Source organism: Snodgrassella communis (assembly GCF_914768045.1).
Taxonomy (GTDB): Bacteria; Pseudomonadota; Gammaproteobacteria; order Burkholderiales; family Neisseriaceae; genus Snodgrassella; species Snodgrassella communis.
Genome location: NZ_CAJZCD010000004.1, coordinates 89,830 through 104,033 on the forward strand (window position 1 = coordinate 89,830; position 14,204 = coordinate 104,033).

13 protein-coding genes are annotated in these 14,204 nt (G+C 45.2%); 6 read left to right on the forward strand and 7 right to left on the reverse strand.

The window, feature by feature from the left end:
- Positions 1–280: 280 nt before the first annotated feature.
- The gene (locus MJ761_RS05635; RefSeq protein ID WP_093091867.1) at positions 281–553 is read right to left on the reverse strand and encodes a DUF3079 domain-containing protein; all 273 of its coding nucleotides are present in this window, start codon (positions 551–553) and stop codon (positions 281–283) included.
- Between the two features lie 173 nt (positions 554–726).
- Between MJ761_RS05635 and MJ761_RS05640 the strand changes: the two genes are divergently transcribed.
- From MJ761_RS05640 to MJ761_RS05655, 4 genes are all read left to right on the forward strand, one after another.
- A complete protein-coding gene (locus tag MJ761_RS05640) occupies positions 727–1,842 on the forward strand; it encodes an FAD-dependent oxidoreductase (RefSeq protein WP_093091869.1) in 1,116 nt (371 codons plus the stop codon).
- A complete protein-coding gene (thiS, locus tag MJ761_RS05645) occupies positions 1,842–2,036 on the forward strand; it encodes a sulfur carrier protein ThiS (protein ID WP_093091871.1) in 195 nt (64 codons plus the stop codon). The genes MJ761_RS05640 and thiS overlap by 1 nt, the downstream gene beginning before the upstream one ends.
- Positions 2,037–2,397: 361 nt before the next feature.
- Positions 2,398–2,925 (forward strand): YagU family protein, encoded by a 528-nt coding sequence (locus MJ761_RS05650; protein WP_093091873.1) that lies wholly within the window; start codon positions 2,398–2,400, stop codon positions 2,923–2,925.
- Between the two features lie 405 nt (positions 2,926–3,330).
- Entirely contained in the window at positions 3,331–4,125 is a 795-nt protein-coding gene (locus tag MJ761_RS05655) for a thiazole synthase (protein ID WP_093091875.1), read from the forward strand.
- A gap of 96 nt (positions 4,126–4,221) precedes the next feature.
- Here the strand turns inward: MJ761_RS05655 and MJ761_RS05660 are convergent, their stop codons facing one another.
- Positions 4,222–5,622 (reverse strand): amino acid permease, encoded by a 1,401-nt coding sequence (locus MJ761_RS05660; RefSeq protein WP_093091877.1) that lies wholly within the window; start codon positions 5,620–5,622, stop codon positions 4,222–4,224.
- 1,132 nt (positions 5,623–6,754) lie between these two features.
- Here MJ761_RS05660 and MJ761_RS05665 point away from each other — a divergent pair.
- Positions 6,755–6,946 carry a hypothetical protein gene (locus MJ761_RS05665; RefSeq protein ID WP_141683415.1) on the forward strand — a complete coding sequence of 64 codons (192 nt, stop codon included), beginning with the start codon at positions 6,755–6,757 and terminating at the stop codon, positions 6,944–6,946.
- A complete protein-coding gene (pepN, locus tag MJ761_RS05670; protein ID WP_093091879.1) occupies positions 6,939–9,584 on the forward strand; it encodes an aminopeptidase N in 2,646 nt (881 codons plus the stop codon). The genes MJ761_RS05665 and pepN overlap by 8 nt, the downstream gene beginning before the upstream one ends.
- Before the next feature lie 139 nt (positions 9,585–9,723).
- Here pepN and efeB read toward each other — a convergent pair whose 3' ends face one another.
- The 5 genes from efeB to MJ761_RS05695 form a co-directional block, all read right to left on the reverse strand.
- Complete coding sequence (gene efeB, locus MJ761_RS05675; RefSeq protein ID WP_093091881.1) at positions 9,724–11,013, reverse strand: iron uptake transporter deferrochelatase/peroxidase subunit; 1,290 nt, start codon at positions 11,011–11,013, stop codon at positions 9,724–9,726.
- 10 nt (positions 11,014–11,023) lie between these two features.
- The gene (locus MJ761_RS05680; protein WP_093091883.1) at positions 11,024–11,914 is read right to left on the reverse strand and encodes an EfeM/EfeO family lipoprotein; all 891 of its coding nucleotides are present in this window, start codon (positions 11,912–11,914) and stop codon (positions 11,024–11,026) included.
- The gene (locus MJ761_RS05685; protein ID WP_093091885.1) at positions 11,911–12,741 is read right to left on the reverse strand and encodes an FTR1 family iron permease; all 831 of its coding nucleotides are present in this window, start codon (positions 12,739–12,741) and stop codon (positions 11,911–11,913) included. The genes MJ761_RS05680 and MJ761_RS05685 overlap by 4 nt, the downstream gene beginning before the upstream one ends.
- Before the next feature lie 13 nt (positions 12,742–12,754).
- Entirely contained in the window at positions 12,755–13,090 is a 336-nt protein-coding gene (locus MJ761_RS05690) for a cupredoxin domain-containing protein (protein WP_093091887.1), read from the reverse strand.
- Positions 13,091–13,189: 99 nt separating this feature from the next.
- Positions 13,190–13,735 carry an iron transporter gene (locus MJ761_RS05695; protein WP_093091889.1) on the reverse strand — a complete coding sequence of 182 codons (546 nt, stop codon included), beginning with the start codon at positions 13,733–13,735 and terminating at the stop codon, positions 13,190–13,192.
- Between the last annotated feature and the right edge of the window lie 469 nt (positions 13,736–14,204).

The following is a 14,204-nucleotide window of genomic DNA, read 5'->3' on the forward strand; positions in this document are numbered from 1 at the left end:
CTGTAGCGTTTGTCCAACTGTAATTTTAAGGTGTGCTGGCTGGTTTTTTAGTGCCACCAGTATTCTGAATTATTTATGGTACGTTACGCTGAGGCTATCTGCTGTGGTGTGAATACAGGCTATGGGTGTTGCGGCTATTGCTGCTATGTTTATGTGGTCTATTACTGGTAATTGTTTATTTGATTCAGAATAGATGTCTTAGTAAATATTATGAGCCGGTTTAAGGAAATTTTTTGCGGTATGGGTTCTAACAGTAGGGTGTGATATCAGGGAAGTTGAGCTATTTTTTTAAAGCCAGTTTGATGTGGGGCTTTTGTGCTTTGATTTCTGGCGCGAATGATTTACTGGTTATGGCAATTTGCGCGCGCTGTGCGTCGGAGAGTAGGCCAGACCAGTCTCCATCCAGATACCACTGTTCGCCGAAATCCTCACAGGGATGAGGAATACGGATGCTGCCATTACCGCATTGCAGATCATCGGCACGGCAGTATTTGTCGCAGCCCCAACAGATTCGTTCGGGATGTTTAGGATGTAATGGAAAAACCTTAGCCATGATAGGGGATACCTGTTATGAGTTATATAGAGGTTATACTTGCTGGGCTGGATTTATTCAAGAAACGGATAAATGAATACTGTGTAATGTTTTGTTTGGATTAATTGCTGGCGCTAAGGGATACAGGCCGATACCTCGGGATAAGGCTTCAGCTCAAAGAAAATAGGTGCGCAATGAAACAATTTGATGTTGCGGTGCTGGGTGGTGGTTTATTGGGGCGTCTGACTGCGTGGTTACTGGCAGATCAGGGCTGCAAGGTGGTATTGCTCAATGCTGGTAAGCGTAATGGTGAAGAGGCTGCTGCTTTTGCTGCTGCCGCGATGCTGGCACCAACAGCTGAAGCGGTGGACGCAACGCCGCTGGTGGTACAGCTAGGCTATGCCAGCTTGCCCATCTGGCGCCAGTGGGTGAATTCATTTCCGACACCGGTATTCATGCAGCAAAATGGTTCGCTGATTGTGTGGCATGCGCAGGATCAGGCTTTGGCCAAGCAATTTTCCCAGCATTTGCAACGAGCCCATCAGGACAGTAGTGTCTGGCGGCTATGGCACAATCAGGAGATTAGTGAACACGAACCACAGCTGGCCGGCCGCTTTCAGCAAGGACTGTTTTTGCCGACGGAAGGGCAACTGGATAACCGTCAGATTCTGCTGGCTCTGGCGGATGAGCTCGACCGGTTACAGGTGAACTGCCATTGGGGGTGTAGGCGTGATTTGGCGGAATGTGCTGCTTTGGCACACTGGACACTGGATTGTCGTGGCTACGGTGGCAAAAGTAACTGGAATCGCTACGGTCAAAGCCGCTTACGTGGGGTACGAGGAGAAGTATTACGTGTTTATGCGCCGGATATTGAGCTTCGGCGACCAGTTCGGGTATTGCATCCGCGCTATCCAATTTATATTGCACCCAAGCAGAATAAGCTGTTTGTTATTGGGGCTACGCAGATTGAAAGTGAAGATGACAGTAATCTGAGTGTACGCAGTGGTTTGGAGCTGATGTCTGCTCTGCATACGGTTCATCCGGCCTTTGGTGAGGCACGGATTCTGGAAAGTCTGGCTGAGCTGCGGCCTACGCTTAATCATGAAAATCCGGAAATACGCTATGATAAGCTGAGTCGTGTTGTCATGGTTAATGGTCTGTTCCGACATGGTTTTATGATTTCACCTGCGGTGAGTATTGCTACGGTGCGTGTATTGCAGGCTTTGATGCAACAGCAGCCATTACCTGATGCTCAGGCGTGCTATGACATTGATGTTTTACCCGTCAATCAAAATGGGGAAGGGAATTGATGCATATTTGTGTTAATGATGAGGTAATTGATTTTGATGGCCAGACTGTCGCTGATCTGGTGGAGTATCTGATGCCTGAAACGCCATTTGCTGTTGCTGTAAATACATCTTTTGTGACCAGAAAGCAGTATTCAAGCTATCATTTACAACCGCAGGACAGGGTGGATATTGTAAGCCCGGTAGTGGGCGGCTAGTATATTGGCTGCGGTTCTGATTTTATTTTAGAAGCTCCGCTTGAATACAGGTTTTTCGCTATTCGGCTAGGGATAGTCTTTGCATGCTGATAAATCAATTTAGTCTGTTAATTTCTAAATGAATTGATGTTTGTGGCTGGAAAGATATGCTAAAAATATGCTTTTGTGTTTATAAATAAAATCAGCTTGCAGATAGATGAATGAGCAGACAGATTTTTTTGCCACTGGTATTTAAGTTGCTGTGGCTTTGAAGGGTAAATTAGCTTGAATTAGTCTCTGATCTACATTTACACTTGCGACTTTGTTATAAACTAATTAATAAAAAATAATATTAATTATTATATTAAGAGGAATTAAGTTTATGTCTGATCTGTTTGCTCGCACTCAGCCAGCCAGTCGCCATTATGGGGTGGCTTTTCTGGCCGGTATTATGGGTGGTCTGATTTCAGCTTTTGTGAAATCCGGTACGGAGGGCGTGATGCCGCCACGCACGCCAGACCGTGTGGCTCCGCCAATTCAGATGATTCAGGATATGGGCATTGATATGCACAATATGATCTACACTTATTCTGATCAGGTAGTGAACTGGGGCGGCAGTGCTGTGCATATTCTGTTTTCGATTGCATGGGCGGTGATTTACTGTGTGGCTGCGGAGATTTTTCCTAAAGTCAAGCTGTGGCAGGGGCTGGCGTTTGGTATCGGGGTGACTATTCTGTTTCACGGTATGATGTTGCCGATACTGAATCTGTCACCGGCACTATGGAATCTGCCGTTTGATGAGCTGTTTTCTGAGCTGGTAGGTACGCTGTTATGGATGTGGACGATTGAGGTTTTCCGCCGTGATCTGCGTAGCCGCCTGACCAAGAAACCAGATCCGGAATTTCAGTAAGCTTTGTCTGATTTTCCACACGTGGCGGTTAAGTATAATTGTCGGCTGGCAGGTCAAATCTGATATCTGTAGTTAATCGCATTGTGCTCATGTTTATTCTGAGATTGGGAAATATCTGTTGTTTCTGACCGCTATTTTCTTATTATGAAGATTTACATGGGCATAACGGTAAGTAGTGTTACGAGTTATTATTTTAGGTACTGTATCACGCCATAAACATGAATAGTTATCAGCGGTAATTCTTTTGGCATAAGCTGGCGTGTGGTAAGCTTATTCAATGTTATTCTGTCTGATAAAACAGATGCAAAGTGGTTGTTCTGGTTATAAAATCTAATTCTTTTCACTCAGGATGGCTGCCGGTTGTTTGGGTGTATTTGTTAATGTTATGTGCAGAGGGGAAGGCTTATGGCTTTGCAACTTTATGATAAGCAGTTTGATAGTCGTTTGTTGTTGGGCACTGCTGCTTATCCTAATCCGGACGTGCTGCGCGCAGCAGTAAGAAAAGCGCAACCAGCCATGATTACTGTAGCGTTACGCCGGCAGGCGGCTAGCTCAGCCGAGCATGGGCAGGGTTTATGGGGTTTGTTACAGGAGCTGGCTTTGCCTATTCTTCCCAATACCGCCGGTTGTCTGAGTGTGGAAGAGGCGGTGACTACGGCACAGATGGCGCGCGAAGTATTTGAAACTGATTGGATCAAGCTGGAATTGATTGGTGACGATGATACTTTGCAGCCAGATGTATTTCAATTGGTACAGGCGGCGGATATTCTGATTAAGGCTGGTTTTAAGGTATTACCGTATTGTACAGAAGATTTAATTGTCTGCCGTCGTTTGCTGGATGTTGGTTGTCAGGCACTGATGCCCTGGGCTGCTCCGATTGGCACAGGTCTGGGGCCGGTACATGAATACGCCCTACATGTGTTGCGTGAACGTTTGCCAGATATTCCGCTGCTTGTGGATGCTGGATTGGGGTTACCTTCACATGCAGCAAAAGTCATGGAATGGGGCTTTGATGGTGTATTGCTTAATACGGCAGTTTCGCGCAGTGGTTATCCGGTAATGATGGCCGAGGCGTTTGCGCAGGCGGTTAATGCTGGTCGGCTGGCTTATGAAGCGGAACCAGTAGTGCCACGGCATAATGCGCAGGCTTCTACGCCACAGGTTGGGCAGCCATTCTGGCACTATCCTGAATACGAATAATAGAAAATAAAGCGCGAAAGCGCTTTATTGTTTATTGTCAATCATCTTGTCCTGTTTAGCTGCATTTATGGCAGTTAAACAGGACAGATTTTTCTGTTAATGGGATTTATTAGTGCTGTCTGAATAGGCAATGCATTTTTTCAGTTGCTGACGATACAGGGGCAGGAATATGGTCAGCAGAATGAACCAGACCGGTGTTGCTACTAAGCCGGTAAGGGTATCCTTATCCTGGCTGAACAGGTACAGCGCAAATATAAAGAAAATCAGACATGCATAACACATGGGTATGCCAAAAGGCATTTTGTAGACTGAGCGCGCATGAGCCTCTGGATAAAGCTTGCGGTAACGCAGGTAGGCAATCAGAATAACTGCCCAGACAAAGATAAAACAGATGCTGGATACAGTTGTAACGATGGTGAATACTTTCATAACATCACCTTCGGCATAGAGCAGTCCAATACCGATCAGCAGCAGCGCGCAGGAGTAGAATAAACCGTTTTGTGGTACGCCACTGGCAGACAGTCGCGCAAAGGCTTTCGGCGCAACGCCATTTTTCGATAAACCGTACAGCATACGGCCAGTGGAAAACATGCCACTATTGGCCGAGGATAAGGCTGAAGTCAGCACGACAAAATTAATAATCGATGCTGCGGCACTGATGCCAATCAGGGTGAACATATTCACAAACGGGCTACGGTCTGGTGCCACCTTGCTCCACGGGGTAACTGTCATGATGATGGTTAAGGCCAGTACATAAAAGACAATCACGCGCACTGGTATTTTATTGATGGCTGCTGGCAGGGTAGTGTTAGGATCATCTGTTTCGGCAGATGCGGTGCCAACCAGTTCAATACCAACAAAGGCGAAGATGGCAATCTGAAAGGCAGCAAAAAAACCAGACCAGCCATGTGGCATCCAGCCACCATAGGACCATAAATTGCTGATTCGTGCCGGAATGCCGCTGGGGCCGACAAAGCCGCTGAGTAATAGATAGCCGCCACAGCCAATCAGTGCCAGAATAGCCAGAATCTTGATCAGTGCAAACCAGAATTCCAGCTCACCAAACAGTTTGACGGATAACAGATTCAATGTCAGCAGGACAATAATACATATGATACCGGGCAGCCAGAGTGGGATTTCTGGCCACCAGAACTGGGTATAGCCGGTAATGGCCACGATATCGGCCATGCCAATCACAACCCAGCAAAACCAGTATGACCAGCCAACATAATAGCCAACAGTGGGATTAAGAATATCAGTGATGAAGTCGACAAAAGATTTGTACTGCAAGTTGTGCAATAGCAGCTCACCCATGGCACGCATAACGAAAAACAGAAATGCGCCGATGATGATATAGGTAAGCAGTACAGATGGTCCTGCCAGACTGATGGTGCGGCCTGAACCCATAAAAAGGCCGGTACCGATTGCTCCGCCAATGGCAATTAGCTGTAAATGTCGGTTTTTCAGTGTACGTTTTAACTCGGGTGGCCGGTTCATGGTGTATCCTCTAGAGACTGGAAAACAGGAATCAAAAACATGGTTTAATTTTTGGGATAGTATCCCCTGTATTAAGTTATTTATACTAAAAAAGGATTTCGGGCACTGGCAGATCTATATTCATATATTTAATATAGGGCGTGCTGTTAACTGCACAGCCAGCTTGAAATCATCATACTGTATCACAATTTATTGCAGTTGCTGGCAATATCTTAATGTATGGGTTATGAATGAGGTGATGTTGTATTAAATAAGTGCGGATTAGATAAGAATAGTTAATGTTATCAATAACTGACATTTATTTAATTTGCAGGAAGTTTGTTAGCCCACCGCGAATAATATTAATTTAAGTAATGTCAAACATTCTGAAATTTTTAGATGTTGTCGTTAGAGCTGATGATGGTTGGAAAGGTATGAATATGACCAGTCAAATATGGCTAAAAATATTCAGAAAGCATTATATGGTTGTATAATGATGAAAAACTATCGCTGTTTGTGTTGTTGTTTTTGCCAATCTATTGTCTGAACTAAACTGATTTTATTTATATTGTTCTAATTCATTTTTTAAAAGGGTTGTTAGTGCTGAAAAAGTTATCAATAGACTACTTTTTCTGCCACAGGAAAAATTAAACTATTAATCCACTTGTATAAAATTCATATAAATCAACTTTTTTCCGGCCAGAATGGTATAACTTTTTTACCCTTTCTCATTGATAACTGTAATCAGCCATTTTTCAAATAAAATATTCAAGTCTTTCATGTGTCTCTGATGGCATTACATTTACTGCTTTTGATTATTCATAATGGTTAATACTTTGTCTGACTGTTCCCGCCGCACAATATTATTTTAATTGCGCTGATTTGATGACTGAAACTATTGATGATATTACTGTTCGAATTTTTTGTTATATCCTGTATGGGTATGGTAGTTATTATTTTCCGTCTGACTGGTTTTATTGCAGGTGTTTTTCTGATTCATTCGATTTTGTGATTGATTAACTGCATGGTTAGGCTGCTTACTGTGGGTATAATGATGCAGTAAAGCTGGCGTTATCTGTGGCTGGATTATTACTGTTGTCGATTACGAAAAACGGTAGTCGTATTGGTGGCCTTGACGACTATCAGATTAGATATGAATAGTACCTGTTTGATGCAAGTGGTACAGATTGTGTATGGCAGGAATTGTGTCCGGGTAATAATGGCTGCATGTTCAGGCGTAAATGTTATTGCCATTGTGCATGGTGGTGATGGGGTTGATTGTGTGCATGGTAGCCGTACAATAGACAGAACAGATTTGGATATTAAGAGTGTTAAATATGAGTGAAAATAAAGTTGTTCATTACTTAAAAGATTATCAGGCACCGGATTTTGCGGTAGCTGATATTAATCTGACTTTTTCTCTGGAAGATGCTTATGCTACTGTGCTCAATCGCATGACTGTTGTGCCGCGGCAGGCAGACAAACCTTGTGTACTGGATGGTAGTGCTGAGCTGTTGCAGATTGTTTTAAATGGTAAGTGTTTGTGTCCGCATGAATATGCAGTTGCAGATGAAAAGCTGATTATTCATGTGGTGCCAGACAGCGAATTTGTGCTGGAGATTACCACCAGATTGTATCCGGCACAGAACAAAACGCTGATGGGGCTGTATGAGTCTGGTGATAATCTGTATACCCAGAATGAACCTGAAGGCTTTCGCAAGATTACCTATTATTTTGACCGGCCGGATGTAATGAGCCAGTTTACTACTACGATAATTGGCGATAAGCAGCGTTATCCGGTTATGTTGTCCAATGGTAATCTGATTGACAGTGGTGAGCTGGACAATGGCCGGCACTGGGTATGCTGGCGTGATCCGTTTGCCAAGCCAAGCTATCTGTTTGCACTGGTGGCCGGACAACTGGCGATGCTGGAGGGCAGTTTTACCACCCGCAGCGGTAAAGAAGTGGCACTGAAATTTTATACCCGTCCGGAAGACCGTGCCAAGGCCGGTTTTGCGCTGGAGTCATTGAAGCATGCGATGCAGTGGGATGAAGAGCGTTTTAATCTGGAATACGATTTGAATATTTTTATGGTCGTGGCCGTGAGCGATTTCAATATGGGCGCCATGGAAAATAAAGGCCTGAATATATTCAATACTAAATATGTGCTCGCCAGCAGTGACACGGCTACTGATGCAGATTTTGAAGCAATTGAAGGTGTGATTGGTCATGAGTATTTCCATAACTGGACGGGTAACAGGGTAACTTGTCGTGACTGGTTTCAATTGTCGCTGAAAGAGGGGTTGACGGTATTCCGTGATCAGGAATTTTCAGCCGATCGTGCCAGCAGGGCGGTGCGCCGCATTCATAATGTCAGGGTGCTGCGCAGTATGCAGTTTGCCGAGGATGCCGGCCCGATGGCACATCCGGTACGGCCGGCTTCATATGAAGAAATGAATAATTTCTATACGTTGACTGTGTATGAGAAAGGTGCTGAAGTGGTACGCATGTATCATACACTTCTGGGCGAAGCCGGTTTTCAGAAAGGTATGCAATTGTATTTTCAGCGCCATGACGGTCAGGCGGTGACTTGTGATGATTTCCGTGCGGCTATGGCTGATGCCAATGGTGTTAATCTGGAGCAGTTTGCTTTATGGTACAGTCAGGCCGGTACACCGCAGATTAAGGCGCATGGTGAATATGATGCAGGTAATCGCACGTTCAGTCTGCATCTACAGCAGTATATTCCTCCCACACCTGATATGGCGGACAAGCAGCCGATGGTGATTCCGGTTAAAGTTGGGCTGCTTGGTCGGGATGGTACATCTGTGGTATTCAGACTGGCCGATACGGACGCGGTGGTAGAGGAAACAGTGCTGGTATTTAATCAGGCACAACAGACATTTGTGTTTCATGATGTTGCACAGGAGGTGGTACCATCATTGTTGCGCGGTTTCAGTGCACCGGTAAGACTGGATTATCCGTATAGCGATGCTGATTTGATGTTGCTGCTGGCACATGACAGCGATTCCTTTGCCCGCTGGGAAGCTGCGCAAACCCTGTACCGGCGTGCTGTAGCAGCTAATGTGGTTGCACTGGAAGCAAATCAGCCAGCTCCTCATCATGCTGAGCTGGCCGAGGCCATTACGGCAGCACTGAATGCAGATATTGATCCGGCTTATAAAGCAGTATTACTACAGGTGCCGACTGAAGCGGAATTATGGGAAGATGCGCAAAGCATTAATCCTGAGCTGTATGTACGTGCACGGCAGGCATTGTTGCAGGATTTGGCTGCCAGTATGGAAGACACGCTGACGCACTGGCGTACATGGGCTGATACACAGGAGCAGAACAGTAAGCACGCTGCACCACAGGAATATCACCCTGATCTGGCCGGTGTTCGCAGCTTACGCAATACTTTATTGCAATGGGGAGTACAGGCCAGTGCGCAAGTACTGCAAACTATTGCAAGTGAATATACGCAGCGCGCCACTAATATGACGCATGAATTCGGAATGCTGTCGGCCATTAATCATTTATCTGATGACAAGCGCGATGAGTTATTAAACCAGTTTGCTCAGCGTCATGCGCACGATGATCTGGTGATGGATAAGTATTTTGTTCTGATTGGCAGCAGCCAGCGTGCCGATACCCTGCAACAGGTACAGGCAGCATTGCAGCATCCGGCTTTCAGTCTGGAAAATCCGAACAAGGTACGTTCATTACTGGGCAGTTTTAGCCGTAATATTCAGCATTTTCATGCTGCCGATGGTAGTGGCTACCGCTTTATTGCTGAGCATATATTGCGTATTGATGGATTTAATCCGCAGGTGGCGTCGCGTCTGGTACAGGCATTTAATCTGTATGGCCGGCTGGAACCGCAGCGTAAGGCATTAATGGCTGAACAGTTGCAGCGGATTCAGCAGCATGAAGGGTTATCCAAAGACAGCCGTGAGATTGTGGATAAGATTTTGCGTGACTGAGATGATGGCAGGTGAATGCCCGCCTGAATAAATAAATCAGAGCACCACAGCTTATGCTGGGGGTGCTCTTTTAATATGGATATGCTTCTGGCTATTCAGGCTTAGATAGGAATGAGGTATGTTCTCATTACTTGCTGATTTATCCTTCAAGCAGCTGCTTGCCCAGATAATCGTTTTCTCTGGCCATTCCGGGTAATACAAAGAAAAAGCCACCACCAAATGGTTTGATATAGCGTTCCAGTGGTTCACCATTTAGGCGGTTCTGAGTATCGATAAAGCCTTTTTTCAGGTCATTCTGGTAGGCAACAAAAATCAGTCCCATATCAAGCTGGCCACTGGGTAAGATACCCAGTGAGTAACTGAAGCTGCGCCGGCGCAGCTTGGCTACATGCCGTTCCGGAATACGTGGTTCAGCACGGCGCATGTGGGAATCAAACAGAATACGGTCGCCATGCGGGTCGAGATTCATTTGCGGATCATCCATTTCGTGCTGCATGCCGATAGGTGCGCCACTGATTTTGTAACGGCCAAAATCGTTTTCCTGATCTTCCAGTGGTGTTCTGTCCCAGAATTCCAGATTAAAGCGAATCAGGCGGATAGCCTGATAACTGCCACCCAGACACCATGCAGGTTCATGGTTAGCGGCAGTTACCCATACCAGTTCATCCATCAGTTTGCTATCGGTGATGGGTGCATTGCCGGTGCCGTCTTTAAAGCCAAACAGATTGATGGCTGTACTGTGCCTGTCGATATCGCGAGCCGGCAGAAACCCGTCCATTTTCCAGACCGGTACCATGAGCTTGTTGCAGTGACTAATCAGGTCGCGCAAGGCGTAAATCACGCTTTCGCGGCTGTTGGCACAAAACTGAATCGATAAGTCTCCGCCACACCAGTTTTTTTCCAGTCGGTCATTGGGAAAGCGAGGCATGGGAATCAGTTTTTTCGGTCTGTGCTTGGCCAGACCAAAGCGCTGGTCAAACAGGCTGGCACCTACCGCTACGGTAATGGTAAGCGAATCGGGTGACAGGTTATGGCCGAGCAGCCCTGATTCCACTGGTGGTAGCTGATCATTTTTTCCTGTGGTCAGTTGCTGAGGTCGGGTGAGATAGGCGATGCGTTGAGAAATAAGCTGCAATAATTGTTGTAGCTGAGCTTTTTCCCGTGTGGTGACATTAAAGGTAACAAAGATAGCTTCTTTAGTGTCTGGTGTGATTACGCCGGCCTGATGGCTGCCCCAGTAATCGACTGCCTGATTATAATCGTGTGTACAGTTGCTGGCCGCACTGGCTGGTTTGCTGGCACCGATACCGGCTATGCCCAGTCCTCCGGCCAGCAGCATTTTCATGCCGTGGCGGCGGCCGAGACTGGCAGGATTGTCTTCAGGCGTGGCAGCTGAGTCTGGCTGATGTCTGAAGGTATTCTTTTGCATAACTTAAACCTTAATGAGGGTACTTGTAATAAACACGAACGCCTAATTGTGCCCGCAGTTGCGCCAGAAGACTGGTCTGAATGCTTAACAGCGAATACAGGCTGTCATGGTCAGTCTGGCTGAGTTGACTGAAGCTCTGAAACTGATTCTGTGGTAACTGATAGCGCTGGAGAACAGCAAAAATCTGCTGATAGCCACTATCAAGTGCTGCTCGTTGCTCGGCTGGAATAAAGTCAGCGAGCTGCTGCACAATCTGGGCTGAACCGGTTACATTGGCTTGAATATCGGCTAAATCGCTATGGCTGTACTGATTTTCCTTACCGGCAAGTTTGGTTTGCAGAATCATTTCCAGAAAATCAGATGCCGCTTGGATAACCTTGGCTATATCCAGCTCATCTGATGCCACCCGTTTCTGTAAATCAATGATTCCATATTGCAGATTGCTGGCTTCTGCCTGTGCCTGTTGCAGGTCTTTGCGTACAAACAGTTCATATTCCAACCGGTGAAACCCGCTGAAACTAGGGTTATTGATGCCTTGCAGATAGTAATCAGCGCGTGAATTGATGTTCTGGTCGGCATTGCCAAACAGTTTGACTATCACTCGTACCTGTTCGTAGCTCTGGTGTGCGCGGACATAATTCTGCTGTGCCTGTAATAATTGCCCGCTCTGACTGGCATGTACAATGGCATTAAGATATTGCTGCGTGGTTTTCAGTTGCCGGACAACCTGTTGCTGATAAGCCCTGATAGCTGAATGGTATTTGGCAGGGGTGGGAATATCGCCTTTGGCTGTGACTGCATTGGTGTCGTCGATAAGAGGTGCCCTTAAGCCGTGTGCCGCTGATATTGCCGGTAGCAACAGCGAGCACAGGAACAGAGCATAAAACCTGTGCTGCTTCATTTGGATTTTTTCCTTAAAAAAAGTATTGCCATTAACAGCCAGAATACGCCAAAAGTAATGACGCTAATCCACATTGGCTGCGAACGGTAGGCAAAGAGTGAAGACGTGAAGCTGCCAATCAAACCGCTATCGTCAATCAAGTATGAGGTATCCCATGCCGGGCTAATCAGGAAATCAGGGATGGAAATGTCATGTTCCAGTAACATATTGGTGCCATCTTCAACTGCCCTCATAAGTAATGAGATGGCCAGAAATAATAGTATGATGCCGGTTATGGTAAAAAATTTTTTCCACTGAATGAAGCGGCTGGTCAGAATAAAGGCATAGAAAGTTAGCGCTGATACTGCGATACCGATAAGTACGGCAATGCAAAAGCCGGCGTAATTATGACTGTTAAGCTGCATGATTTGCCCAGACAGGAATACAACGATTTCACTGCCCTCACGGGCAATGGCAATCGCAATAATAAATAATGCTCCCCACCATGAATGGCGGGCTACCTGTTGCGCCATTTCCTTTTCCAGTGAGGATTTCATGCTGCGGGCGTGTTTGTTCATCCAGTACACCATCTGTACAATCAGCATACAGGCCAGTACAGACATCCCCATCATAAATATTGTTTGATGGTCATCGCTAAGTTCTTTAAATATACCGTTGATAATCAAAGCCAGTATGATGGATATCAGTACACCGAGTCCTATTCCGCCATACAGGTAGGGCATACCATTACGGCTTTCGGGGTTGTGTTTAATCCATGAATAAATAATACCCACAACGAGCAGTGCTTCGAAGCATTCGCGCCAGACAACAAAAATGACTTGTCCCATTTATATCCTGTTCTTATTTTACGATTAGCTGCCCTTTGGGCTTATTCAGATGGAAATCATCGAAAAAGATATAGGTGCCGGGTTTTTTCGGAGCTATTACCACCACTGATGAAGCGCCCGGTGCCAGTACTTTTTCCTTTACCAGCTGAGTGCTTTCAAACTCAACCGGACCCTTGCCAATATTGGTGATTTTAATCCGAATAATTTTGTTGGCCGGAGCGTTGAGAATTAACGGCATCATGTCACCATCTTTCATTTTCAGTTCCAGAGTGACTTTGTCATCAGCCGTAGCAGAATATGAAAGCATGAAACCGCATAAGCTTAAAATAATAAGAAAAAATTTTTTCATGTTGGATACGCTTACGGGAAAGGATTGTGGTCGTAATCATGTCATAGAGGATTATTCTGCCAGTTAAAACCAGAATAATCCCCGTACTGACCAGTACTATTAGTAGCTGCCTTTACGACCAACACCGGCGTAATCAAAGTCCCAGCTAACTTCAAATGGTTTGAACCACGGTGCCACACCTGTTTCTTTGTCAATATGACGTGCCATTTGGTTGGCAGTGGGTGGGGAAATACGGTAGGTAACACGATATTTCCCCTGACCGTTCAGTTTAATGTTGTCCCCATAGTGAGGGCCGTCATTGGCAACCATAGACATGAATTTGCCGGAGTGCTCAAATTGACCTTTAGTAAGTTTAGTGACGGTGTAATCGATATTCAGATTAGGAATCCAGTCCCCTTCGGCAAAACCGTTTGGATTACCTTCTGTCGCATGAATATCAGCTTCCATATGTACATCAGCTTTGCTGGCCGGCAGATGCATATTGCTGTGATCCATACCTTCGGTATCCATAGTGATGGGCGGCAGATAGACGCCAGCAATTTCCATTCCGTTTTTGATGATGGGTTTACCCATTGGGTATTCCTGAGCAAAAGCTGCCATAGAGATAAGGGCAGCACTAGCTATGGCAAATTTTTGTAACAGCATTCTTGATTTTCCTATTTTAGTTCTGTTAATTAATATCAATCAGATTATGACTGGATGACAATTGATAAGGATTATCAATATACATCTTTTGCAAATGTTAGGAAACAATTAAATTATGTCTTTTATAAATATTTAATGTTATTTATTAACTTGCTAAAATAATTTATGGCTATTTTTGTAAATATATTTTAATCAGAATGGTTGCGGATACATATACCCGCTAATCATGTTACCCGGATTAATGGTGCTAAATTTTAGCTAACAATGATGTCGTCTAGCTAATAATAGAATGTTCGTTATAAATAAGAAGTCCGGCTGGTCAATATTCACAATATTGCTATTGTGGTAAAGCCAAACTATTGATATATAAGTTAAGAGATGTTAAATTAAAATGGTAGTGGCCATAAATATTGGTTAAAGGTATTGCCGGCCTGAACAGATTGAGAATATTACCTGTTCAGGCTGGTCT

Bases quoted from the DNA above. Each gene is read 5' to 3' on its own strand.
- MJ761_RS05635 (WP_093091867.1), bottom strand. From the start codon at position 553: ATGGCTAAGGTTTTTCCATTACATCCTAAACATCCCGAACGAATCTGT.
- MJ761_RS05640 (WP_093091869.1), top strand. From the start codon at position 727: ATGAAACAATTTGATGTTGCGGTGCTGGGTGGTGGTTTATTGGGGCGT.
- thiS (WP_093091871.1), top strand. From the start codon at position 1,842: ATGCATATTTGTGTTAATGATGAGGTAATTGATTTTGATGGCCAGACT.
- MJ761_RS05650 (WP_093091873.1), top strand. From the start codon at position 2,398: ATGTCTGATCTGTTTGCTCGCACTCAGCCAGCCAGTCGCCATTATGGG.
- MJ761_RS05655 (WP_093091875.1), top strand. From the start codon at position 3,331: ATGGCTTTGCAACTTTATGATAAGCAGTTTGATAGTCGTTTGTTGTTG.
- MJ761_RS05660 (WP_093091877.1), bottom strand. From the start codon at position 5,622: ATGAACCGGCCACCCGAGTTAAAACGTACACTGAAAAACCGACATTTA.
- MJ761_RS05665 (WP_141683415.1), top strand. From the start codon at position 6,755: ATGAATAGTACCTGTTTGATGCAAGTGGTACAGATTGTGTATGGCAGG.
- pepN (WP_093091879.1), top strand. From the start codon at position 6,939: ATGAGTGAAAATAAAGTTGTTCATTACTTAAAAGATTATCAGGCACCG.
- efeB (WP_093091881.1), bottom strand. From the start codon at position 11,013: ATGCAAAAGAATACCTTCAGACATCAGCCAGACTCAGCTGCCACGCCT.
- MJ761_RS05680 (WP_093091883.1), bottom strand. From the start codon at position 11,914: ATGAAGCAGCACAGGTTTTATGCTCTGTTCCTGTGCTCGCTGTTGCTA.
- MJ761_RS05685 (WP_093091885.1), bottom strand. From the start codon at position 12,741: ATGGGACAAGTCATTTTTGTTGTCTGGCGCGAATGCTTCGAAGCACTG.
- MJ761_RS05690 (WP_093091887.1), bottom strand. From the start codon at position 13,090: ATGAAAAAATTTTTTCTTATTATTTTAAGCTTATGCGGTTTCATGCTT.
- MJ761_RS05695 (WP_093091889.1), bottom strand. From the start codon at position 13,735: ATGCTGTTACAAAAATTTGCCATAGCTAGTGCTGCCCTTATCTCTATG.